This window comes from Anaerobiospirillum succiniciproducens DSM 6400 (assembly GCF_000482845.1).
GTDB classification, from domain to species: domain Bacteria; phylum Pseudomonadota; class Gammaproteobacteria; order Enterobacterales; family Succinivibrionaceae; genus Anaerobiospirillum; species Anaerobiospirillum succiniciproducens.
The window spans coordinates 83,529-109,622 of record NZ_AXWV01000001.1; the positions used below are offsets into that span (position 1 = coordinate 83,529).

Annotated in this window: 12 protein-coding genes and 2 tRNA genes; 7 read left to right on the forward strand and 7 right to left on the reverse strand. The window is 44.6% G+C overall.

Annotation, left to right across the window (positions count from 1 at the left end; all coding sequences use genetic code 11):
- Nucleotides 1-15: 15 nt before the first annotated feature.
- On the forward strand, nucleotides 16-1,701 hold the full coding sequence (locus H524_RS0100295) for a hypothetical protein (RefSeq protein WP_027938796.1): 1,686 nt from the start codon (nucleotides 16-18) through the stop codon (nucleotides 1,699-1,701).
- 962 nt (nucleotides 1,702-2,663) lie between these two features.
- Nucleotides 2,664-4,988: an autotransporter domain-containing protein gene (locus H524_RS0100305; RefSeq protein WP_156907490.1), complete on the forward strand. Its 2,325-nt coding sequence runs from the start codon at nucleotides 2,664-2,666 to the stop codon at nucleotides 4,986-4,988.
- Nucleotides 4,989-5,226: 238 nt separating this feature from the next.
- Here the strand turns inward: H524_RS0100305 and H524_RS0100310 are convergent.
- Nucleotides 5,227-5,300 (reverse strand) — tRNA-Cys (locus H524_RS0100310).
- 27 nt (nucleotides 5,301-5,327) lie between these two features.
- A tRNA-Cys gene (locus H524_RS0100315) sits at nucleotides 5,328-5,401 on the reverse strand.
- 448 nt (nucleotides 5,402-5,849) lie between these two features.
- Here H524_RS0100315 and xseA point away from each other — a divergent pair.
- The 5 genes from xseA to H524_RS0100350 all read left to right on the forward strand — a co-directional run bounded on the left by xseA (nucleotide 5,850) and on the right by H524_RS0100350 (nucleotide 17,949).
- Nucleotides 5,850-8,510 carry an exodeoxyribonuclease VII large subunit gene (gene xseA / locus H524_RS0100325; protein ID WP_027938798.1) on the forward strand — a complete coding sequence of 887 codons (2,661 nt, stop codon included), beginning with the start codon at nucleotides 5,850-5,852 and terminating at the stop codon, nucleotides 8,508-8,510.
- A 667-nt stretch (nucleotides 8,511-9,177) separates the two neighbouring features.
- The gene (locus tag H524_RS0100330; protein ID WP_027938799.1) at nucleotides 9,178-14,508 is read left to right on the forward strand and encodes a hypothetical protein; all 5,331 of its coding nucleotides are present in this window, start codon (nucleotides 9,178-9,180) and stop codon (nucleotides 14,506-14,508) included.
- A 417-nt stretch (nucleotides 14,509-14,925) separates the two neighbouring features.
- The gene (locus H524_RS0100335) at nucleotides 14,926-15,342 is read left to right on the forward strand and encodes a hypothetical protein (RefSeq protein ID WP_027938800.1); all 417 of its coding nucleotides are present in this window, start codon (nucleotides 14,926-14,928) and stop codon (nucleotides 15,340-15,342) included.
- Between the two features lie 451 nt (nucleotides 15,343-15,793).
- The gene (locus tag H524_RS0100340) at nucleotides 15,794-16,600 is read left to right on the forward strand and encodes a sulfite exporter TauE/SafE family protein (protein WP_027938801.1); all 807 of its coding nucleotides are present in this window, start codon (nucleotides 15,794-15,796) and stop codon (nucleotides 16,598-16,600) included.
- 737 nt (nucleotides 16,601-17,337) lie between these two features.
- Nucleotides 17,338-17,949 (forward strand): Crp/Fnr family transcriptional regulator, encoded by a 612-nt coding sequence (locus H524_RS0100350; RefSeq protein ID WP_044121100.1) that lies wholly within the window; start codon nucleotides 17,338-17,340, stop codon nucleotides 17,947-17,949.
- Nucleotides 17,950-18,297: 348 nt separating this feature from the next.
- Here H524_RS0100350 and H524_RS16135 read toward each other — a convergent pair whose 3' ends face one another.
- From H524_RS16135 to H524_RS0100375, 5 genes are all read right to left on the reverse strand, one after another.
- Entirely contained in the window at nucleotides 18,298-19,731 is a 1,434-nt protein-coding gene (locus H524_RS16135) for an SPASM domain-containing protein (protein WP_027938803.1), read from the reverse strand.
- 498 nt (nucleotides 19,732-20,229) lie between these two features.
- A complete protein-coding gene (locus H524_RS0100360) occupies nucleotides 20,230-21,594 on the reverse strand; it encodes a sulfatase family protein (protein WP_044121102.1) in 1,365 nt (454 codons plus the stop codon).
- A gap of 359 nt (nucleotides 21,595-21,953) precedes the next feature.
- A complete protein-coding gene (locus H524_RS13430; protein ID WP_211232137.1) occupies nucleotides 21,954-23,660 on the reverse strand; it encodes a tripartite tricarboxylate transporter permease in 1,707 nt (568 codons plus the stop codon).
- 9 nt (nucleotides 23,661-23,669) lie between these two features.
- A complete protein-coding gene (locus H524_RS0100370; protein ID WP_027938805.1) occupies nucleotides 23,670-24,185 on the reverse strand; it encodes a tripartite tricarboxylate transporter TctB family protein in 516 nt (171 codons plus the stop codon).
- Nucleotides 24,186-24,494: 309 nt separating this feature from the next.
- Complete coding sequence (locus H524_RS0100375; RefSeq protein WP_027938806.1) at nucleotides 24,495-25,460, reverse strand: tripartite tricarboxylate transporter substrate-binding protein; 966 nt, start codon at nucleotides 25,458-25,460, stop codon at nucleotides 24,495-24,497.
- Nucleotides 25,461-26,094 lie beyond the last annotated feature (634 nt).

Below are 26,094 nucleotides of genomic sequence, written 5' to 3' on the forward strand. Positions count from 1 at the left end.
TGTGATCGAGGTGACTTGTACTCAGTTATTGAGGATCAAGTGCATCTGATCGTCGGCTCTAAGAGCATTAAAGATAAGTACTTTAGACTGCAAAACCTCGCTGATATTGCTACCAATCAAGGCTTACTCTTCTTAAGTGGCTGGATTTGGAACCATCAGCAAGAGTACGTCAAGTTCTCAGATCAAAGCGCCAAGGCCCAGCAAGCTGAGCAAGGCAAAGCCTCTGCGCAAATCCAAGCTGAGGCCCAAGCTCTTGCATCCCAAGCAACTAAGCCTGCACAATCGGCTAATCCAGCCCAAGCTGCACAGGCAGCCGCTGATCCCACAGCTGATGCGAAAACAGCTCATGCTGCTGCAGCATCCTCAGCTATAGCTTCAGCCATAACTGCCGCTGCACGCAATAGCGCAATGTCAGATGACACTGATGATAATGTCATGGGTCTGCCAAGCGAGATTGCAATTGCTCAAGATGAGGCTATTGCTAAGGCCAATGATCGCTCACAAAAGGCAGCATCTATGGCTATCTCAGCTAACAATCTGCGTATTGTTGGAGTGCCAGGCGCTGACTATGAGTTTGATGATATTTATGCCGATGAAGATCTCGTAGAAGAGTTCTATGATGACTATTTTGAAAGCACCTTTGAACTCATTTTAGAGGCCGTCTATGCCATCGTAGGCTATAAGACTCATTATGATGATATAAATGGTCTTACTTACGAGGACTTATCTCCTCTTGAGCGTCAAAATGAGCAAGAGATGAAATGGGTTACACCTGAGTCGATTGCTAGAATTGCTAAGACTTGGCGCATCATAAAGGCAGCAAGTGTAGCTGGTGAGCCTTTAACTGACAGCCATTTAGCTTTCTTAAGCACGATTGAGGCTGAGTACCATCTGTCGCAAGCTGTTAAGTACGCTATTACCGAGGCTAGAAGCAATAAGCCACAAGAAGATATTGATATCGACACCATCTTGAAGGATGCGCAATTAATATCTAAGTCGATGTTCAACGCACGACAAGAAGAGCTCAAAGAGCGTCGTCGTATGCAAGATCTCTTAGTGAAGTCTGTGGTTGAGGCATTGCTTAAAAAGCGTATGCCAACTATGAACCTTGAGGCTGAGTTTGAGCACTTAAACTCTTTACCATTGTCGGTCGATAAGATTTTGAATTTACGCCGTTACATGATGTTAGCGCGTAAATACAATCGCCGCGATTGCTTTGATAAGGCAGCTACCGTACTTAAGCGAGCTATTGAGAAGATCGATATCGAGCAGCCAGGAGCACTCCAAGAGCGTATTAGCTCAGTGAAGATTAACTCACTAAACTTCTCAAATAAGCCTGTTGAGCATGCTGATGATAGTAAACAACAATCACTGCGCAAGCTCGACTCTCAAGGATTATTAGGACAGTTAGCAGTCTTCTCTGGGCCTAAGACAGGTAAGATGCGCCATAGCAACTTTACGGTATGGAATAACGATAGTGCCATCATCTTAGAGATTCAGACAATTAAGAATCTCTCTGAAGTGCAAGATGCAGTAAAAAGAGCGATGTCGCTGATTATGACTGTCAATAATCCTCTTGCCGAGGTCTTAGGTCGTTCAGCCGAGCTCGTTGCCAACTACAAGGTACGCCGCATTGCCGTGGTCGCATTACTCACTGAAAACGGCATCAAGCTCGTCAAAGCCATGAACCTCGACATCTAAAACAATTGGCCAAAATCACGCAGCACTTAAAAGCACTACACTGCGTTAAGCGGCTTATAACACAGCAGTGTTGTACTCAAATACATTAGCTTTAGACATCCATGTGTCTAAGGCTAGTGTCGTGTACAGCTGCAGCAAACAAGTCAGATACTGCAAGTACAAGTACAAGGGCATTGGAAAGGTAGCTATTGCAGTAGGCGAGCAAGCTAAGAAGCGTAAGAGCCAATAGATAGGCAAAGAGATAGGCTCTACGATAGATAAGGGATTAGGCAGAATAGGGGCTATTAAAGAAGCCTGCTACAGCTGTACATCGGTCGGATAGCTACAAAGATGAGTTGCTCTTAGTTTCAGGAGAGCATATGTTGCTATCAATATGGATTTAGTCACCTGGAGTCGTTTTAATCCATACCGCCTATGTTCGCAATGTCAGTCTGTTTAGCTGTAGCAGGTTAGCGACGTTTGCTAAGGCTAATTTAAGTTAGCTGTAGCTAACAATGACAATGTAACAAAGCCTTTGGTACTTTGCAAACAAAAGTTGTAAATTTTTTAAAAGCTCCCGACGAGAGGTATTTCCACACAATGATGTGCACTAGCATGGAACACTATCAATAAAATACAGTGTGCTTAAATTTAGAATATTGTTGCACATGATGGCCTAAGAATTTGTAAAAATTATTGCCGGTACATCCATTAAATCGCTTAGATATAGGATTTTGCTAGATGGATACATAATGATTGTATCTGTATGCAAATTGGAAACGTTTCACAAAATCCGGTGTTACACTACATTGCACAGAAGTAGGGCGACATAAATATAATCTCAAAATTTAGATCTAGATAACACTTTTGATCGATATGTGTAATGAGCAAGAGTCAATTAGCATGGCTACATGAAATCTTATGCTAAGTTTTTTGAAAAATTTGGAAAAAATTTCCATCAAGTTTTGCATAAGAGTATTGTCATGAAAAGATCACGTTTAGCCTTTGCTTTAGGAGCATCACTTCTTGCTGCTTCATCTGCCCACGCAGCCAATTACTTTGACTCCCAGGACATTTACAATGGAGCTGGTGCCAAGCTCTATGCAGTCGGTGAGGTAGGCCCTGGTATCGCTTTCCGTATTCCTGCTATGGCATCCATGGGCAATGGCGTACTGATCACAGCAGCTGACGTCCGTTATGCTGGCTCAACTTGGTCTGATCTTTATTCTGACAATGCTGTACGCGAGACAAAATTATCTACCAAGATCTCCTATGATGGTGGCTTAACTTGGAGTGACCTGTCTATCCTAGATGCTGAAACAGGTGGTGACGGCTCAAGCAGCAAAAATTATATGTCATTGGCCACTGATCCTGCATTGGTTTATAACAATGCCACCAATACAGTCTTAATGTTTGGTCTTCGTAACAATGTAAATTTAAACACAGGTAATTTCTCTCAAAGTAATCCAGATAATCTGACAGGCGTAAATACCTCTCAGCAGGAATCTGATTTTGTGATGCTTACTTCTAAAGATCAAGGTAAATCCTGGACCTCAAGGAGCATCTATAAAGAGGTTCTTGATCAAATTAATGCACACTCTGGCTCAAAGAAGTTCTCTATTGTATTCCAAGGCCCAGGTGGCGGTATGGTCTATAACAATAAGATCTACGTGCCAATCCAAGCTTGGAGTCATGCTCGCGATACAGGAACAGCAGGTACAAACAACGTGAAGTATTTTGCAACATCTGGCTTCATGGTATCTGAAGACAATGGAGAAACATGGAAAGTATCATCAATGATATCTCCAAACATTGATGATAAGCTTAGTGGTAAAGACAGCAAGATGAACACTTCGGAAAGTAACATCTTCCACTACAAAGGAAAGATTCGCCTAGCTGTCCGTCATGAAACAACAAAGCCAAATCCAAATGATAGTGGTAATAAAGGTCAGAAGCTTCGTCTGTGCTATGAGTATGACGAGAAGAACGACAGCTGGACTTTAGTTGATGAGCCATACATTCCAAAGGATGTGGCTATGGTAGAGACTAGTACTCACAACTTATCAGAAGATGTCTATCTGGTTGGATATACTTCATATAAGCACGTACCTGGACACCATTCAGGTAATCCAAACCGTCGACAGGGTCAACGATTAGTTACTAATACCGGAATTACGATTGCTTTAGCCGATGTGCTGTCTGAGGGCTACACCTCAATCACACATGATGATGCAAACATTTACGTAATGTACGAGGGTCACTTAGATCAGCACGATATTTTCTTCAAGGCAATTGATTGGAAGCATCGTGATTATGCAAACTTGAATACCCAGATTCGTAACCGTGCTAATACTGTTAACGGTATTGCTGATAAGTTTGCAAAAGAGACTGGTTATATCTCTGGCTCCTTTGGATCAGATAGCGCTGGTGGTCAGATCATCGGCTCTGCAGGTGCGCTTAAGGGCGGTATCTTTGTTTATCAGAATGATGACTTAGATAGCGAGAATGCTGGTGTAGTTGAGTACGATACCTTTGATGTAGCTTTAGTTGCAGGTATCGATCAGCAGTTTGCCAAAAACATTAAGGGCACTGCTATGCTTGGCTACATGAACTCCAACATCGACTATGCCAACGGCTCCGAGAACGATGTTTCAAGCTTAATTGCTGGCTACAGATTACAGATTGATACTGACTATGTTGGAATTCGCACTGGTGTTGCTGCAGTAGGCTCCGATAACAGCTTCAAGCGTAACAACAAGGAAGGTTTAGGTAAGACCGCTGATTTTGATAGCTTCTCCTTATCTTTCTCAACCGAACTGTTTAAGGACTTCGACTTAAGCAACTACGGTAATGTTGAAATGACTGGTGGTATGGTTAATACCTTCTTTACTCACGAGGACTTCCGTGAAGTAGGCGGTGAGGGTATTGGTGAGAATGGTCAGTTAGGTGCTAACAATGCAACCATTCGTGCATCTAACCTGCAGTCACACGAACTATTTGTTAAGGCCGCTTGGAACAGCAAGCCAATTGCTTTAAGTGACTTTGCTAACCTTACTTTCAACGGTGATATGAAGTACGCAATTGATCTTGCTGATGCTGATGACTGGAATGAGGAATATCGTTCTATGTCTGTAGAGCGTAAGTACGACTCCATTGGTGAGCTCTACTCAGCACGTGATGGCGGTCTGTTCACTACTTCCTTAGGCGCTGATGTTGAGATCCTTAAGCAAATTAAGGTAGGTCTCAAGGGCGTAGCTGATAGCCGTGGTGAGTACTCTGCCAAGCTTGAAGGCCGCATTAGCCTCTAATCATAATAATTGCTAAGCTCAATTAATTGAGCTCAATACCTTACTTAAGCCTCGCAATTGCGGGGCTTTTTAGTTCTTATGCAGTTTGTGCGGGCGCTGTTTTCCAAGCAAGGTCATAGGATTGCGCAATTGCACATTGATCTTGTAGCTGTGAGAATGGGGCTTTTAGATTAGTGTGTGTATGCTATTGCTAGATACAACATGAGGGGATAAAAAAAGAGCTTTAACAGCTCTTGGATGGAGGCGACTTCCGGAGTCGAACCGGACTACACGAATTTGCAATCCGCTGCATAACCGCTTTGCTAAGTCGCCTTTAAGGCACTCGTAAATGAGTTGTGATGGAGGCGACTTCCGGAGTCGAACCGGACTACACGAATTTGCAATCCGCTGCATAACCGCTTTGCTAAGTCGCCAAAAATTACTTACTGCTACTTGGTTCGCTGTAAGTGATGCTCATTATAAGGATTTGCATATAGGTGTCAACATACAATCTTAACTTTTTGCCAAAAACGAGGCAGCAAGCAGACTCATTAATTAGCAATATATGCTTATATTAGGCATGTATATGGGATTTGTTAAAGATAGAGTGACTAAAATGCCACGCTTTATATTGAGGGCTGTAGCACCATCGTTTGCCACGATGTTATTGCAATTTTCCCATGAGATAGGGCTTGAGGCACTTTTTGCACACTTTGTATGGAACTAGGCTATTGGGTGCTAAACTTGTGCTATCGCATTTTGCAGATACAAGAGTGACTTTAAAGCTATGGCTTGATGCTGTAGCCATATATTTTCTCTCTATGCATCCTACTTAACCTTGGTACTGAACAGTAATGGCTTTTGCTATTCGGAGTGTTTTTTATGCAAGACGATTTTGAGACTAGCGCATTCCCAATTGATGAGGACGCCGATCTTGATGAGATCTTGTCAGCCCTTTCTGACGATAGCAACGATACAACAGTATCGCCAAGCCACAGTGAGGATGCACCTAAGCGCAAAGGTGTGCGAATGAGCAAGAGCACTAAAGGTTCAAGGTCTACTGCATCTAAAGGTCAAAGTCCACAAGCTAATAATCCGATGGACGGTGATATTTTTGATGGTGTTGTAGTACCCCCACCACCAAGCGACTTTTACGAAGATCAAGCACCGCTGCCATATGATATGGGTATGGGTGTACCTCCATATGATAGAGGTGATGCTCCAAATGGCCCGCAGCATTTTGGGCCGCATGGTCAGCCGGGCTTTGCTCCTCCATTGCAGCAGGGTAGTGCGCCTTATGTTAAGCAGGGGGCTGTGCCTAATGTTAATCAGGGTATGGCTGGTGCTAATAGCATGGCATCGCGTCATGCTCCGATGATGGCTGAGCAACATGTTCCACCATTTAATGATTACGTTGATCCTGTAGAGTCTGCTCGTGCCTTTAGACATCATGCAAGGCAAGGCGGTGCGCCGCGTAATCTGAGCATGGGTCAGCAGGATGGGCCATGGCAGCAAGATCGTGGCTTTGCTCATAAAGGTGCGGCTTTTGGCATGCAAGATAGAGCTTTTGGTCAAGGTGGTTTTGCGCCATCAGCACCTCATGTCTCTCAGCAGCCACCATTTGCACAGCCTGGCCGTAACTTTAATCAGATGAATGGCGCTGTTGCGCCGCAGGGCGGATTAAGCCAGCACAGTGGTTTTAGTCAGCCTAGTGGTTTTGGCTCGCGCGGTGGGCCTTCTGGGCATGAGGCTATGCCTTCTGGTCGTAACTTTGGTGCGCCGCAAGCTCCATGGCAAGGTAACGAGCCTGTGGCGTTTAATGGTGGTCAAAGAGGCATGGGGGCTCCTATGCTTGGCAATCAAGTTGCAGCACCAGAGCGCAATGGGGCTAATGGCCTAGATCGTAATGTATCTGCAGCACAAGAGGCTGAGATCGATGCTCAGATTGTGCGTAATATGGCTGGCCCTCGTGCTAAGGCATTAAGCGTATCTGACTTTGTGGATGTAACCCATAACTTCCTCACTAATTTAGGTGAGGTAGTTGTCTCTGGTGAAATCTCGCAGATCAGCGATCGCAACCACATGTACTTTGCGCTTAAAGATCAGAACTCTAAAGTTGACTGCTTGATGTTTAGTCGAGACAGAAGAGCACTGAACTTTATTCCAACTGAAGGTCAAAAGGTCTTTGCTCAAGGCAAGAGCTCTTTGTACAAGTTAACTGGTCAATTCAAGCTCATTGTTACTAAGATGGCCTTAGCTGGTAGTGGCATGATCTTAGAGCAGTTAAGAGCACTTGAGCGTAAGCTTGAGTTAGAGGGCGTGTTTAATCGTAAGCTGCCGATGCCGCCGCTCATTCAGCGTGTGGCCATCGTAACTTCGGTGGATGGACGTGTTATTGATGATATTGCAACTAATGCATATCGTCGTAATCCTCTAGTAGAACTTATCTTCTTAGATACCAAGGTACAAGGACAAGAGGCAGTACCACAGCTTTTAAATGCACTGTCATATGCATACGCTAATGCTGCTAAGTGGAAACTCGACGTTATTATCATCGGTCGTGGTGGTGGTTCTTTTGAGGACTTGCTGTGCTTTTCTGATGAGCGTGTGGTACGTAAGGTGGCCATGTCACCAGTACCAATCATTTCAGCAGTAGGCCACGATGAGGATTGTCCACTGTGCGATAGATCTGCTGACTTACGAGTAAGTACTCCAACTGCTGCAGCAGAGACTATTACTCCGATTACTCGTGATGATCTCTTAGCTTTCTTAGAAAGCCAGATTAATCGAGCTGAAGACAGTGTGCTGCGCCGCATTGATAATCTGCAATCACGCTATGAGCACTTAGTTAATCGTTTAGTTAACGCTCCATTAGCAACTGACTTAGATAGACGTAAGGCAAGACTCTTTGAGCTCTTAGCTCGCATCGATCATGCTAAAGATAGGTTCTTTAATGCTCGTCGTGAGCGCTTAAATCAATCACAAGTAAGATTAGAACAAGCAGCAGGTCTTGAGCGTGTACATGATATAAGACTACGTCTTGATAATGCCATGAACGCATTGGAGATGGTGCGCAATCAAATTAACTTTGCTAAGTATCGTGCTATCAGTTTTACTAATGTGCTTGAGCAGCATATTGTAAATATCGACCAAAAGCTCAAGAGGGATACTTACACCTTAGATGCTAACTTGCTGCCACGCATGAGTAACGCAATTACTCATGCTATTAGTGCGCGTGAGGAGAAGATCAATCGTGCCGATAGTGTGCTCAATTCGTACTACGATCGCGAGCTGAGCATCAAGCTTAATGACTATCAAACTAGAATCACTGCTCTTGAGTCTAAGCTAGTGACATTAGACCCGTTCTATCAGCTCAAATTAGGCCTGTCGTTTACCACTAAAGATGGCAAGCACAGCGTCAAAGGTGAAGATCTTGCAATCGGCGATACCATCATCACCTTAATGCAGGGCTACAAAGTTACTTCAAAGGTAACTGATGTACAGCCGCACAAATTTAGTAGTGAGACCATGCACGCCGAATAGACCGCATTAGCTCCGCTTTGGCAGTTAGACGCGCACGCCGAATAAACAACAGCAGCTCCGCATTAGCAGTGAGACTGTCACGCTGATTAGAGCACAGCAGCTTCGCATAGTGATGCTGTTCGCACGGTAATATTGCGGCTGAGGTTTGCGTCTTTATCGCCTGTAGTTTGGTGTGGTGTGAGCTTTGATTAGGGTTTTGATTGGCACTGCTACTGGTCTCTTGCGAGCACTGTGCTATCTGGTTGAGAGTGTGGTGCTATCTTGTTGCGAGTGCGATGCAAGCTTATTGAGTGCAGGGCTCGCGGGTGGATGGCGCTTTATTGTTAGGCTGGGGTCGTTTGGGCAAAAGGTATAACTTTATCACAATCTGAGGTGGTAGAGGGTGCGTTGGGGCAAGCTTTTGGATTTTGCTACAAAAAACAGCTAAAAGCTGAGCATGAATCTTAGATAGTGCTATTTCTTTGCTACAATTTTAAGGATCCGCTTTTTGAGCGGGAGCTGACTTTGCTTGAGAGGTGGCTGTTGCGCTGCTGTTTTGCTAGGTCAGTATGGCTTGTTTTCTTGTTGGCATAAGCAATAGCGCTCACATGAGCGACTAACTTACGTTGCGAGCTGTAAGTGTAGTAGACGATTTGTACAGTAGTTGTATGCAATAGGATAAGGCCATGTGGCACTTATCTTAGATCCTATGGATGCAAACTGCTCTATGGACGGGGGTAGAAAGGTGGAGTTTTCTATTGATAATATTCTTGCATTGCTCAATCGCAAGGAGCCTCTACCATTTGAGTTTTCTAGAGCACTGCGTACTGTAGTTAATACAGCTCACAATCGTGGTATCTATACCGTACGACTAGGCGATTTAATTAAAGCTTTAAAGCTTGAGATGCCTAGCGAAATGGTGGGTGATTACAGCCGCTATTTTGATTGTGAGTATTTATACAAGCTCTTATGGCTTCTAGATAACTCTGAGGTCACCATGATTCCACCAAAGGTGCCTCGCAACATTGGTGAGAACAATGTTGTCTACCTCATGCGTAAGCCATCACTGCAGCTTGATTCTGATATTTGCAAAGTACAAGAGCTCATTGCGCAAAAGAAAAGTGCACATACCAATCGTGAGCGTGATGCTATTGCCAGAGCTCAACTTAAGCTGCACAACTACAATGTAGCTATCCGTATTTTTGAGTATTTAGGTGCTGCACAATTACGTCCGCTTGATGCCAATCAACGCTCAGTATTAAATGAGTACATCTCTAAACTAATGCTGCCACATGACTGTGATCGTCATGTGCGCTCTTTATATTCCTATGCTTGTGATTGTGGTTCTTTTAACTACCACTTTGACAATCCTAAGTATGCCTCCAAGCCTTTAGATCAAACAGCTACTGAGCAAATTCTCACTATTATCGCTAAGACGATTGCACCTTCACATCACTCTATTGATGTGCCTCAGGACTTCCCATACAAAGCTCGCCTTGAGCGTTTGTATAATCTGTACTGCCCTGATGTATACGCTGACTCAAGCACTGTAGTGCGCGAAAAGTCAGTGCGTGTACCGCTTTACGATCGTCCTTTAAGCGCTCTGACTGCAGCACAACGTCGCACTAGATTACGTAGCAAGATTGCTAGCTTTATTAGTGAGCTTGAGAAAAATGGACAGGGACAGACCAATGCTGCCGCTGCCTCTAGTAAGCATCAAGATGTTACTTCAAATCTCTATGATCGCGCTAAGCATTTACAACAGCGCATTGGTTATTCAGAGCCATTCTTAAACTCGATAAAAGAGCTTTCGATCTCATCATCCGATCGTTTGTCTAAACTCGTACACAAGCTAGATAATCAGCTCAAGAACGATCAAAAGACACGTCTGATGCTGCCTGATTTTTCGCAAACACGTCTGGTAGTCTATACCCCAAATCGCTCTCATGCAGATAACGACACACGCAAGAGTGAGTTAGTAGCTCGCGCATACAATGGATCTACGCGTGTAGCTAATGAGGAAGCCTCATCTTTTGCGGCTATGAATGTAGCTTCTGAGTCTGCAGAGGGACATTTTAAAGGCGGCAGTAAGTTTGATAGCTCTTCATCAAGCATCAAGGTGAATGATGAGCTCGTTGCCAAGCTTAAAGCTAATTTATCTAGTGAAGAGGAAATTGAAAAGCGTGGTGAGTACACTGATGCGGCCTTAATCTCTTTTAAAAACACTGTCTCCTTATTAAATGGACGCGCTAAATCAAGCGATGAGCTAGCTTTATCTTTTTTAGCTGAACTTGCAAAAGTTGATATTTATGAGGGTGGAAGGCCTGAGCATAAGAAGGCAGCTGCCAATAAACATAAATCTAAGAGTACAGTTACTGCCGAGGTAGAAAACATTATTCTGCCAAGCTTCGGTAATACTAGTAACGATAATCTAGATAGTCTGTCTAAAAGCTCTAAGAAAACTCAAGCATCAAAGCCTAGCCATAACTCTAAGGCACGCAAATATCGTATTGTGCCTTTTGTCTTTGATCGCTTAACTCATCTGTACCATAGCTATTTAGTATGGTCGAGCCAAAAGGATGTGGTGCTCAATAACCCATCTGAGGCTCAGATCAATTTAGATGAAGACTATGGCTATAGTATTGAGCGCTTTTTAAATAATCCAATCTCACAAGAAGAGCGTTTTAATAAGATTGCTTCTTTTGAGCTTATCTTACGTAACTTCTTTGGTTATGGACGTCTTGCTTGTGCGCTTAATAATGCGGGTGACTCAGATGCTAGTGAGCTGCAGCGTTTCTTCTCATTAACCAGTCGCGATTTTGCACTGCTTAGTGAAGCTAATCCGCTGCCATATCTGTACTATCACAGCACCATCTACTTTGATAAGTATCTGCAGATTCCGCATACGCACTTTAACAATGAGCTTTTCTATATTGCGCTCTTGTCTAAAGAACCGTTTGCCATCAACATGTACTTAAGCCGTATTACTCGTAAGTACGGCAATCGTCTTTTGGACATTCCAAAAGAGTTCTACTCATTGCTTGCTCTGTGGCTGTTGCTCTTTCCGCAAGCTGATCAAGTGGTTGAAGCACAAGACTTACTAAGCCTCTTAAAGACCCGTGGAGTGAGTGAACACACTCAGTTGCACAATGTCTTAGTGCTTAGAGAGTTGGCACATAGACTGTACATGTGGGTAGAGGAGCATAAGCATGATGATGCTAAGGATTTATGCTTAAACTTAGTTGCCAATGCCTCTCCTCCGGAAAACCCAAATGCTAGCAGTGAAGATATTGCTGAGGATGCTACATATAGCGAGTATGAAGAGCTTAAGGACAAGTACGCTAAAAAGGTCTTTAACAATGCGCTAAGACTACTGCCTAAGCCAATGCTTGAGTGCGTACTACATGCTAGTGAGCTAGAAACTCAGCTATTAGATGAGTCTACAAGCTTAGTCTCAGATGTTGTAGATAAGGACAATTCACGTGTCTATATCTCAGGCTGTGCTCGTTTTGCTGATGAGTTTTTCAAGGGCAATCACTCAGCTGCATTAAAGACTGCAGCAAGCTTTATTACTGATGCGGCATCCTTGTTAGCCTCAGTCTTTGCCAAGATGTCCGACGCTCCAAACTTTAATGATTGCTTAGTGAAGTTTGATGAGTCGACACTCAATTTCATCTTCCAAAACAGCGCTAATGAAGAGATCAAATTAGGCGAGGCTTTAGATATTAATAGCCTTGATACCGATCGCTTTGGTACTCAGGATACTGAGTTTATTCAGAACTTATGCACTGTAGGCGCAGTTCGTTATCCTGATTTAATTAAGGATATGGCCTTAAGTGCTAGCAATATCCTGAACCGCTTGGTTCCAAATCAAGAGGGTGGTGCTTTACTTACTTTATTATTGCTCTCAAGCTCTATTAGTAATGCACGTCTATCCTCATCGCCATTAGTCTTAAAGTATGCCCTGAAGTTTATTACTAATGTGGCGGTAGCACTGCGAGGACTTATGAAAACTAAGTCCTTAGTCATTCCAAAAGACATGACCCGTAAGGCCTCTTTTGAGTACAGTCATGTTAATAATGGCACCAATAAGATTGAGATAACTTCTGTCAAAGACATCGATGAGCACATTATCTCTAGGCTTACCTCATGCAGCATTTGCTTAAGTCTTTTAAAGTATGTAGATAAGCTCTCAGAGATTAGCTGCCAAGAAAAGGATGTAGCTGTCATTAAGGATGCGGTGTGCGTGCCAAATCCTACTTTAGTTAATAACTGCTACGATAGTCATTACGATGATAAGAACTCACCATTTATCGATGAGCATATTGGTCAGCTTTACGATGGCTTTGTTAAGCCAGTGCTGCGTACCATGCTCTGTGATGACTACTTAAGCTACTACAGCCTCAGTGCTGGCGTAGATTTATCTGAGGTCTTTGACTTTAAGGAGATTAAACGCAAGTATGCTGATAACTGTGAGTATCAGCTTGAGGGGCTGTGCTTCAATCGCTTTATTATTGACTCTTATGTCTATCAAAGCGATGAGCAGAGATTTGCTGAGCTCATTGATTTTGCCTTGCATGCTGAGACTGCCTATGATTTAGGTTTTGCTGATGGCATTGAGATGGAAGGACTTAAAGAGGCAAGTGCTCTTTTTAGGGCTAATCTCAACTTACAGCTCGTACCATCCACCACCACTGCTATCTTATGCAGTAAGCTCACCTTCTTAAGAGAAAGATATAACTGCATCAAACTTATCAATATTCCAGCTGAGTTAAGAACGGTTGATGGCAGTGTTCAGCATATAGACTTATCCTACACTCTTTACTGTGGATATATGGCTTTAGAGATGGTTCAATCCATCATTCCAAAGGCCGATTTAAAGGGATTAGTGCCTCTGTTAGCAAGTGAGATAGTGCGTATTCACAAAATACAGAGCTCTGATAACTGCATCCGCTTTGTCTATGAGTACTTAGCTGCTTGCTTTGAGGTGATAAAGCGAGAAGAACCAATTGATTTTAATGCTTGGTTCCAAGTAGAGGGTGATTTACAAGCCATTTTAGTGGGGGGACAAAAGCCTGCTCGTCTGCGTCACTTGAGCGCTATGGCCTTTGGCTATGAGTGTGCCATCAATCGCTACAGTGAATTAGACGCACGTCGCTTTACCTTACTCATGGCAAAGCTGCGCTTTATCACTTTCACAAATAGCACATCATCAGGATCTGAGCAGAACTTTAAGTCATTTGATGAGGTCGCCGGCAATATTCCAAAGCCAGTCAAGTTTGACATGGATAAGATCCGCGCCAAGATCAAAGAAAGTGAGCAAGTCCAAGCGGTTATCACTACCTTACGAGAAAAGGAAGAAGAGGAAGCTCTACGAGCTGAGCGTATTAAGCGTGTAATGGATGCCAACCGCGCTGAGGCCGCACTTACCACCGTAAATGACGAGATCAAACAAGATCTCGAGGCCTTATCAAAAGAGCAGATTCCTGTTAAGCGAGCATCTGCCCTGGCCATTGCCATTTCTGAGGCCGCCGCTGAAGCTCTCGTCACCAAGCTTGAAATCCTCAACGAACAAGCAGCGGCAAGCGCCAACGATGACAGTAATTCTGCAAACAATGATGCATCCGCCTCTAATACCCAAGACGCTAAAGGTTCATCAGCAGACGCAAGCGACACAAGTGCATCAGCTGCCCAAAGCGCCAGTGGCGCATCTGCTGCAGCAGATAGCGCTGCAGGCGAGCACAAGATCAATCAGATCTTGAATGCAAAGCTGCGTGAAGTGATTGGTGCTGTGGCAGTTCAAGGCACTGATGCTATGGTCTTCTCGGAGTTTAACGGTATCTGTGTAAGCCATGGTCTGCTCTCAGGCAATTATGCAATTGAGGAGATCAATAACTACACATACGATGAGTATGATGTGCCGGTTCTTGAGCTTGAGGGTGAAGGTAACGATGCGATTGTTTATATCGATACCGAACTCATTGCTCAAATGCATAGCCAATGTTCCAAAGGTAGCTAAGCAAGCGAGCTCATAAAAATAGCTCCGACCATAGCGCCATAAGCACAGCAACAAGCAAGCTAGCGCATTCCCACTTTGAAAGGATGCTAGCTTTTCCTGCATCATCTTAGGCCAAGGAACATGCAAGCTAGCATATACCAACTTTGAAAGAGTGCTAGCTTTGTTACCACTATCTTAGGCCAAGGAACATGCAAGCTAGCACATACCAACTATGAAATAATGCTAGCTTTGCCACCATCATCTTTGCCCAACTAATGGGACAAGTATCAATATAATCACTAAGTTTTTAGCTATATGTGCAAGGATGCGTGATTTTGAATGATGCTTAATGCTAGAATTGTTAGCAATCTAAGCTAGCTCGTGAGATGTTATGCTTAGTTCCATATTATTAGGTGTGTTTCAAGGGATTTCCTTTAAATGAGTCTGTTAAAGAAGACAGTGGCAGCAGCTGTTTTAACCTGCGCATCACTCTTATGTATGCCTTTTGCAGCTGCGGATGTTCGCATTGATGTTAAGAACGATACTTCTGAAGATTGCTCCGTTGCTTTCAATGCTCGCATCGATAAAACCAAGTGGCTCACCATTGGCTGGTATGTATTTGTGCCAGGTGAGGAAAGCCCTGTCATCTTAAAAGGCGCTAACGATATTCACGAGGTCTTTGTCTATCATGACTGCAGCTTAGAGCCAAGCGATCGTGATGAGGTTAAGCGCGGCTGGGTTAAGACTAACTTAAAGTTCACAGACTACATGCCAAAGGATAGAGAAAAGGGTTACCAAGAGGTTAACTTTGTACGTCTGTCCTCTCCAGCCTACACCATCTCCCCGCGTAAATAGCCACAGAGCTTAGCAAGACAGTAGGCCAGATCGTGCATTTTGAAAGACGCAAGCAGCTACGATGTAGTCAATACAGTGCTGCAGTCTAACGTCTTTGCATGTACGCACGTAGCACAGAAAGCTTCGTAGGCAGACAGAGCCATGGCCCCAGTAGCCTCAGCAGCTACTTATTGAGCCTATCATGTGCAGCTATCTAGCGCTAAGAGATACGCTACAAGATGAAAAGAGCCCATCATATGATGGGCTTTTGCGTATCTTGAGGTAGCAAAATACAAAATCCAGCGAGATTTGACGCTTTATCAAGCCTTATATGACAAAGGTCATAAGAGTATTTAGAATCCATATGCAACAATAACCATGTCGTTTGAGAAGACACCAGTTAACAAGTGCCCATTAGCTAGCTTGTAAGTCAGCTTCTGAGCTTAGGTTTAGCACTTCTGAGGTCATGGTTATGGACTATATGCTTATAGCTACTTTAATTGCTTGTGGCGTAGTTACCAATATGATGTCGGCCGTCTTTGGTATTGGCGGCGGTGTGCTGATGGTGCCGATCTTCTTAACCTTGTTCCCAATGTTTCCAATTCAGATGGTTGCTGCTACTTCACTGTCTATTGTGATTGCAACTGCCTGTATTAACCTCGTGAACTTTGTAAGACTGCGCATCCCACTTAGCTATAAGAGCCTTGCCTTTTGGTGTATAGCCATGATTGTTGGCGTTCAGGCAGGCTTTGAGCTGTCTTTTTATGTGCAGCGCGAGTACATCGTAGGCTTCTTTGTGCTTACCATGTTAGTACTCTCCATTAAGACCTTCTTAAAACGACCAGGCCAAGAAAAGGAGTCTGCAAATCCAACAAAAGGAGAGACTGCTAAGGGTACTTGTTATTGCGCTTTAGGCGGTGCCATAGCTGGCTTCACTGGTATTGGCGGTGGCTCCATTATGGCTCCACTCATCAATCAGCTTAATTTCGTTACCAAAAAGCAGGTTCCGGTATACACCAATTACATGATGGTAATCGGTGGTCTTGGCTCTATGTATGGCTACATCACTAAGCCAATTGATTATGTAGCTGAGGGCATGTGGCAGCTTGGTTATATCAACCTTACCGTAGTGATGACTGTAGTAGCAGCCTCATTTGTAACCTCATTCTTCTCGATTCGTATCTCGCGCTTATTATCTCCAAAGCTTGCCAATATCATCCTTGGCTGCATTCTCTTATCTATCGGTATCTACACTTTTGCCTTAGAGATTCTGTGCTAACTTGTAATCAAACAAACAAAGAAAAGAACAGGTTCTCATAATGCCCGTGCTACAAGATACGTATATACAAGGACACAGACCAAATAAGCTACTAGCGCTGCAAGCAGACACCAGAGCGCACCGACCAACGTAGCGCACTTAGGGCAATAAGATCAGTAGCGCCGTAGGTAGTGGCCTACGCAGCAACATACACAGCGCTTTAAGCGCCTAAGCAAAGCGATCTAGGCAGTGCAGCAGGTGCATAGGCAAAGCGATCTAGGCAGTGCAGCTTGAGCCTAAGCAAAGAATCTAGGCAGCGTCAAAGCGATGCAGCATAGTGTGCGCATAAGCAGTATCAAGATGAACGTTGATAGGCATAAGAATATTGCTTTCATGCAGCACAAGTCATAGATAATGCTGTGTTAATGCGTGCTAAAAGTAGGTAAGTGCTAAAACAAGCTCAACAGGGTAGATAGCTAACTAGAGCTGGTGTAGCTAGTTCTTTTGGAAGTGTACAGTACTGTGAGGGAGTCTAAGCTTCAGCTAGATCAAGGTAGGTATGATGTCAGTACAAAATGTTTTTGGATCTTTTGATTAATGAGCATGCATGCTTGTTAGATCACTAAATTTACTCTTGCAGCACAGCGCTATGCCTATATACTAATGACAGTCTGTACATAAGACAGTATTTGAGTGTGAGTGATTACAAGAGCACAAGCTTTGGCTATGTTTTCTTGTCTATGAATGTCGGTTGAACTATGACGCTAGAAAAGAGCGATATTAAAGTTAACGTTACTACTTTAGACCCCTCATTTTTGCAGTCACTTAAGTCCTGCGATGTAAGTGTTTGTGAAAACTTAACTAAGGGCAGCTATCTTTACCATCAAGGTGATACTGCAGATGCATTTTTCTTTGCTGAGTCAGGACTGATTGGTCTATACCATGTTGTTGACAATGGTAAGGAAAGTCTGATTCGTCTATACGAAAGCGGACAGTTCTTTGGCTATAGAACTTGGTTTTCTAGCCAAAAAACTTACCATTGCTCAGCCAAGATGTTAATTCCTGCAAAGGTATGGCGCATTACTCCATATGGCAGCAATTTTTTAGCTGATAATACCGATCTCATGGAGCATTTCATGGCGGCAATTTCAGATGAGCTTGCTAACGCTGAAAGCCGTCTGGCCCATATGTCATACGATAAGAGCTTAACACGTGTCTCTGATGCGCTTAACTTCTTGAAAACTCGTTACCCTCTGTACCCATGGTCATACCGTGAGATAGCAGAGTTTGCCGGATGCGAAACCGAAACTGCTATTCGTATTGCCCGTAAGCTCATCAAGGAAGGCAAATTACCAGAGCCATCGAAGTAGTAAACCCCATCAATACTCATATTGTTATTGCTGTTAATTGCCCTGCAGCGCCGCTCTATCGCGTCATCGCGCCGCTCCATTGCGTTGCAGGCTCCCCTCCATTGCGCTGCTTCATTGCGCTGCAAGCACCCCTCAGCGACTAAGGCTAATTGCTAACCATCCATGCAAAACCACCTCATAAAGAGCCTTCACAGCCGCATAGGCTCGACACTACGCAGCTTAATGCAAAGCAAATCCTTGCAAGCTCATGATTCAAACTAAAGCTCATTAGCTAAACCAAAAAACATGAGTCAGACTAAAGATCATGAGTAAGCTTACGCATTGCTCCTAAGCATCTGGCTCTTTGTTTTAGCCTTGCATACCGCTGAGGATAGCAGCAGCGTGCTGTAGTTTAGGTAGACGAGCAGCAAAGAAATTCTTAAAGGCAGCGCATCTGATGTTGACGTTGTTTTCTCTTTCACGTACGCAACCGCCACGACAGAGCTTAAAGTAGTCGCACTTGAGGCATGAGCCGTTCTCAATGCGTGAGGTGTTTACAAATTGCTGTGCCTTTTGACAGTTCATGATCTGAGCAAGAGTATTATCTTTAAGATCGCCGAGCACAAAGTCATCGTGGGCATAGAAGTCACATGGATAGACCTTGCCTGATGCTTCAATAACATTCTGAATACGGCATACACCCGTCATATTGCAGGCGTTGATCTCCATATTGAGCAAAAGTGCAATATAGTTTTCGATATGCCTAATAGAGACGTATTCGCCTTTGTTGATGAGATCATCATAGAAGAGGTCAAAGACCTTGACCAAAAACTCACTATAGGCCTCATCTGACAAGAAGCGCTTGCCATCAGATACAGCTGATGCGTCCTTAGCTGCATCGCTAGCACATGAAGCTGGCGTATTCGAAGCAACTCTAAGAGCGGTGGCATTATCTGTACAGCCACAAGAGTGGGGTGCATGATCGGCGGCATCGGATGAGCTGTTAATTGCGCAGCTGCAGTCGTGGTAGTGCTCTGCTTGCTCAACTGCTTTAAATGGGATGGCACTTGGCTTGGGGTCAGTAGTGCATGGATGCGGTGGCATGGCAGCAAATGCGTCAAGACAGGCAATAAACTGAATATTGTAGAAGCCGTGATCTTTGTAAAAGGCATAGACCTCTGCAATATGTTTAACCACAATATCGGTAACTACACATAAGATGTTGAACTCAGCATGGTAGCGGCGTAAGAGCTCAATGCCTTTCATGACCTCGTCAAAGGAGCCTCGACCGTTTTTGTAAAAGCGCATGGCATCATGGACATGAGCAGGGCCATCTAAGGATACACCAAAGAAAAAGTGGTTGGCACTGAGCAATGAGACGAGCTCCTCGCTTAAGCGACAGGCATTAGTCTGAATACTATTAAATACCGGAACACGACCATTAAACTTGGCAAAAGCGCGTTGCTGCTCTTCAATTACCGCCTTAAAAAACTCGACACCAGCTAAAGTAGGTTCACCGCCTTGAAACAAGAAACTTACTGAGTGCTCACCATCAATGATCTTAATATCAGATCCATTTGCAGCAGTAGCTGCGCCATTGGCAGTAACCTCGGTGCCATCCTTGTCATTGGGATCTTGAATAAAGTATTCAGCGGCTCTATCCATCAAGAGAGATAACACTTCGCGGGTCATCTTGCGTGGTTTATCGTGCTGATGAGTTGCCAAATCAAGATAGAAGCAATACTCACATTCTAAATTGCACAGTGAAGAGACTGGTTTCACTAAAAACTGCAGATGGGCCATGAGTATCTCCAATGGTCAAAATGACAAAAATGGTCACGAAAAAGCGACCTTAAAGGCGACAACAGCAATGCTGTGGCAATGCAGGGGCAATGTCTGTGCGGCAAAGGCGTGCAGCTATTAAATCACAGATAGCGCCTATTATTAAGGGTCATCGCCGACAAATACAACCCCATCTCCCTTTGTGAAGTCATTTCAAAGCCAAGATCATTGGCTCAGTTAGTGTGGCGATGTGATGAGCCAAGACCGATTACTGACCCTAGCAGAGTACTGATCCTGACTGATTACTGTGCCTAGGCAGACTCCTGAGTCTTGTCGATTACTGTGCCTGAGTAGACTGTTGTGTAAGGGCAGATTGCCGGGCCTTGCCGATTAGTGTGCCTTGCTGATTGCTGTTGCTGTGGTGGTGTCTAGATAAGAAAGCCCAGAGCGATTAATCGATCTGGGCTTTGGGTAGTTGCACTGAGTAAGAGGTCTACTCAGGGTTATTAAGAAAAGGAATTAGTCCTCGATGGTTGGGCGAGTGTGCTCAGCCTTCTCAATCCATGCAAGCAGACGCTCACGCATCTCAAGCTTAATGTCCTTATAAGCTGGATCTGCAATGAGGTTATTGAGCTGATATGGATCCTTCTCGAGGTCGTAGAGGAAGTCATCACGGTAAAGATCAGAAGATCCCTTCTCACCTCCGTTAACGCCTGGAGCGTAGACTGAGTAAGTGTACTTGTCTGTACGTAGACAACGGCCGATACGGCTTTCAGAGATCTGAGCAAAAGCTTCTTGCTTACGGCTTGGATCCTTGTGCTCAACTACGTCGATGAGGTCTTCACCAATCATCTTGTCGCCAACCTTAACACCAGCTAAGGATAAGATGGTCTTTGGCAGAGAGTCGGTTGAAACTACGTCATCTAAGCTAATGCCACCCTTGTATGGGCCGCCAGCGATAACTAAAGGTACGCGCAGGCAAGCATCGTGGCAGGAGCGCTTGTAATCATCGTAGCCATTTAAGTGAGCGTCGGTGTTACGGGTCTTGAAGTGTGAGCCGTGGTCAGAGGCAAAGATGATGACGGTGTTATCGTAGATACCCTCATCCTTTAATTTTTGAATTAGACGGCCTAAGTTCTCATCTAATGATGCGCACTGGCCTAAGTAATCTGGGTATTCCTCAGCAGCATTGCCCTTTAATACTTCAAGATCGTGTGGCAATGTGAAGTTCTTGTATTTCTCTTTAGAACCATTTGGACCTTCGTAGTGAGCGTGATCGTTCTGGTGATGTGGCTCAATTTGAGAAATGGTCATGAAGAAAGGCTTGGACTTGTCACGCACTGCAAAGAAGTCTAAGGCCATGTCGGTGATGCAATCTGGACGGTAGCCCTTAAAGTCGATCTTATTGTTGTTCTCGTCGAACACAAAGCCATCATAGCCGTGAGAGGTAAACTCTAATACGTCAGCGGCACGCCAGAAACCAGTATAGCCACCACGGTACTCCTTAGGAATTGCAGTAACAGTGTGGTCTACAGTAGGCTTTTGCTCAAGCTCGCCTTCAGAGGCTAAGTGCCACTTACCGATGTAGGCTGTCTCATAACCGGCCTCTTCGATGTAGTTAGCCAGGGTCTTAACGTCATGAGGCAGCATCTTGTTGTTTCTAAAGCAGTTGGTGTCGGTGGCGTACTTACCGGTTTGGAACAGAGCACGGCATGGGCCACAAACTGGCTGTGGGGAGAAAGCCTTGTTGAACTTTACACCCTCAGATGCAAGCTTATCTAAGTTTGGGGTGATGTTAAGAGGTTGACCAAAGCATCCGCAGGTGTCGGCACGCTGCTGATCGGTGAAGTAGAAAATAATGTTTGGACGAGTTACCTGGCTCATAGTCATTCCCTTTGCAATGCCTTACTTACGCACCTTTAAACCTAGACTTGATTGTCTTATACGATACGTCGTGGCATTGTCAGTTAAAAAATCGTCTTTATTGCTAGCTTATACACAATAAAGAGGCCTTAAGGCCTCTTGTTGATAAGTGCATAAACTAGGGCAGCTATGCGCAATAAGCTTAGGTGGTAATGGCATATGTTCGGAGATACCTAAGCCGTACTGTTTGTCGAGTAGGACTGCTAAAACTTACAGCGCACAGCTTGCTTGGCCTAGGACTGCAGTAAACGGAGGAACTTAAGGTTAATAACTGCAGTCTAGGATGGTTTAGGAACGTATCGTTCCGTGTCTGTTAGTGGCTATTTGCCACTCTTATTACTATCGGCTGCATCTTGAGCCTCAGCTCTTGAGGTGTTGTCAGCACTTGCTGCGTCAGCTGCTACATCAGAGCCTGCTGCGTTAGCTGAGACATCTGCACTTGCAGCGGCAGTTGCGGTTGCGGTAGCGGCTGCTGCTGCAGTGGCTACGCCTGCCTGAGCCTCTGCTGCAGCTTCAGCTTCCATTTCTTTATGTAGAGCACGCATCTTGCGCTCTTCTGAGATCTTGCCCTTGATGATGGCAGCTAAGGCCAGAACGATGAGGGCGATGAAGATCCAGCAGTAAACTGAGCTAAAGAAGATGGAGATGTTGCCATCAGAGAGCATCAGTGCACGACGGAAGTTAGTTTCAGTCATGTTGCCAAGTACCAAGCCTAATAAGATTGGGATGGCTGGCAGATCAAGCTTACGTAACAGCCATGCTGCGATACCAAAGTACAGAGCTACAGATACGTCAAAGTAGTTCTTGTTAATGGAGTAAGCGCCTGCATAGCAGAAGATTACGATGATCGGAGTTAAGATTTCCTGAGGAACAGCAACCACCTTAGCAAAGAGCTGAGTTAAGTAACGACCTTGGATTAACATGAAGATGTTAACTAAGATCAGACCTAACATGATGGCGTACATAATGTCGCCGTCAGTGGTGAATAAAGATAAACCAGGGTTGAGGCCGTTAATCATTAAGGCTGAGAGCATGATAGCTACGGTACCGTCACCAGGAATACCTAAGGTGAGCAGCGGAATTAAAGTAGCACCAGTAACAGCGTTATTAGCAGACTCAGCTGCAGCAATACCCTCGACAGAACCATGACCGAACTCTTCTTTGTGCTTGGACATGTTCTTAGCTTGGTTGTATGAGAACCAAGAAGCCTCAGCAGCACCAGTACCAGGGATAATACCCACCATACAGCCGATGAAGGAGGACATTAAGATTGGGCGCACCATGCGCTTCTTCTCATCCTTGGTGATAACACCGTCATCAAGCTTCTTACGCTCAGAGAGCTTAAGCTGCTGAATAGTACCGTCAGCCTTAGCAATAATTTCAATTAAGGCGAACAGACCGATGAGGCAGATAGCTAAGTCTAAACCTAAGTAGAGGCGGTCAACATTAAAGGTTAAACGGTCATAGCCAGTCATTGGGTCAGAGCCGATGCAAGAGATCACAAGACCAATACAGGCAGAAATAATACCCTTGATGATGGACTTGCCAGATACACCAGCGATGATGGTTAAACCAAAGACGCACACCATGAAGTACTCAGCGGTGCCTAATTGAGCTGCCACCTTAGCCACCTGAGGGCCTAAGAAGAGCAGCATGAAAGCTGAGATGGTACCACCGATGGTAGATGCGTAAAGTGCAACCTTCAGAGCAACGCGGGAGCGACCTTTCTTAGACAGCGGGTGGCCATCGAGCATAGTTGCTGCAGCATGAGGTGTTCCTGGCGTGTTGATTAAGATCGCCGATACCGATCCACCATACGATCCAGCGCAGTAAATACCGAGCAAGAACATCATGCCTGGAATGGCGGTAAGTTGATAGGTTAAAGGTAAGAACAGAATCACGCACAGGATTACGCTCAGACCAGGAATACAAGCGAATACAGCGCCGATGAAAACACCTAAGTTAATCCACATGATGTTTTCAAAGGTAAATAGAAGCGCCGATGCTGGAATAATAAACTCTGACATGGACTACTCCTAGAAATTAACGCCAAGACCGAAACGGAATGCAACCCAAATTAAGACTGCAAGAGTTAAGGTAATCGCATAGTAAAGTGGCTTGCGGCAGTTAAAGAAGATTAAAAACGCTAGCACGCAGAAAAGTGAACCTAAGATGAACATCTCACTCAGGCTTGAGATGAGGTAGGTACCAACTAAGATACCGATAATCACTAAAGCCTTAACTTCTGTGTACAGATTGATTGTTTTCATCTCGAGTGGCTGCTTGGTCATGATGCGGTAGAGATCTTTTAAGATCAGTACAGCTGAGCAAATGAGCATCAGATACATCAGAAGATTAGGGAAGTCACGACCGGAGACCACATCCTTTTCTGAGATTTCGATCTGGCCTGGAATCATTACCAGCATGAGTCCGGCTAGCAAAATACATATGATACCTGCAGTCAGATTTGACGGATATGAGAACGTTTTGTGCTCAAGTCCGTTGCGCGTTGCGTTTCGCAACACGTCAATTTTGTCGAAGATAAAGTTCATAGACCCTCACAAAAACTAAGATGCATAAGCAAATTAGTTACGTACCAGCTTTAACGCGACCGTAGTCGCCACTTAGGCAATTTTGCGTTGATGCTTAAGCACAACTAAGCTCGCGTTAAACCTGCAAAAAACAGCTAATTTTAATGAAAAGCCTGATGCTATAAGGCTTTTGTGCACGTGCACGGGGCTTTATTTTGGGTAAAAAAAGGGCACGGCATACTCAAGAAAGTATTGGGCCGTGCCCTCTGAGTGTGTGTGATAGGATTATTGACAGTCTTTAGAGACTGTTATGTCTTGGAAAGCTTATGGTTAGCCTAATACCTTATCCTTGTAGGTATTAACCAGCTCGCGTACTGACTCAAGGTGAGCCTTGAATGCTGCTGCATCCATTGGACGCATTTCGATGAGCATGGTGTCCTGAGCCCACTTTACGAAGTCAGGGTCAGTGGTAATGGAGTTGTAGAGCTCCTGGAGCTTCTTAACATCAGCATCGGAGGTGCCAGCACGAGCAGCAACGATACAGGTGTTGATGATGTATGGGTAGCCGTACTCGCCAACGCCCTTAACACCAGTGAATGGACCGTATTCGATGGTCTTGTCAGAGAAGGCAGCTAATACGTTAACCTTGCCCTGCTGAGCAGTTTCCATGATCTGAGTCTGGTGAGAGATAGCAAAGTTGGTCTCGCCCTTAGCTACAGCCTGAGCAGCTTCAGCAGCAGAGGTGTATGGGGTAACCTTGAAGTCCTTAGCACCCATGTCGCTAAATAAAGCGGTAGCTAAGAAAGCTTCAGCAGAGGTAGCACCGTTAACAGCAACGTTGATCTTGCCGCCATCCTTAACGTACTTCTGTAGGTCTTCGATGGACTTAACGCCTAAGGAGTTTTCAGCAGAGAGAACGAATACAGCAGAGTAGAGGTTCTGAATAACGATGAAGTCATCTTCCTTATACTTGGCCTTCTTAGCATCAATGATTGGGGTAATTGCAAGCAGACCCTCATTGATGAAGGTTAAGGCAGGATCACCACCCTTCTTATCCATAACCCAAGTATTGATGGTAGCGGTGTCACCCTTAACAGCCTCAGCAACTAAGGTGGTGTCCTTTACGTACTTGGTAGATAAGGAAGCAGCCTTCTGAGAAACCATGGCAGCTACACCAGATGGAGCCCATGGGCAGGTAACGGTCCAGGTCTTGTTATCTGAACCGCCGCAACCAGCAGCGATGAAGGCTGAAGCGCATAAAACTGCGCCGGTCTTTAATAAAGAAGAAAATTTCATAGACGTAACTCCTAGTCCAACTTTCGAAAATCTAAGGTTGGTGTGCAAACTACAGGGTAGATTGTCTACCCAACTGTTTTTCTATCATATGATTTTTGTCATAAGAACCTCCCAACTCCCCCTCATTAGAGATGATTTTGTTTAAAAGTGTGAACAAGCTAAAACTTTTAGCTACCCAATCACCTCTCAAAAACCATCATAAAAGCTCCATCTAGCTACAACGTCGACCAAAAATACCTCACCTCCCCGCAAAAGCCCATATTTACGCCATTTTCACGCTAAAAACCAAACATTACCTCAACAAAATCTACTGACGCACCAAAGCACAAACCGACCACTAGCCACAAACTAACCTAAACCACTACAATGACGACCAAACTAAAATCTACAAATTAATGAAATATCTCACCAATACCATCCCCAGCATAACCACCACACAACGCAGCCCAATCAAAAAAAAGCTCCACGCCTGCAAAAGCCTAAAGCGCAAGCGCTATGCAGCAAGGCCGAGATCAGCAAAGCACCAGCACCAGCAGCAAATGCATCGCCGCCACATGCCCAAGCAAAAGCAGTAACCGTAACGCCAGCACATGCCAAAGGAATATGACCCAAGCTACTAGTGGAAATGAGACCA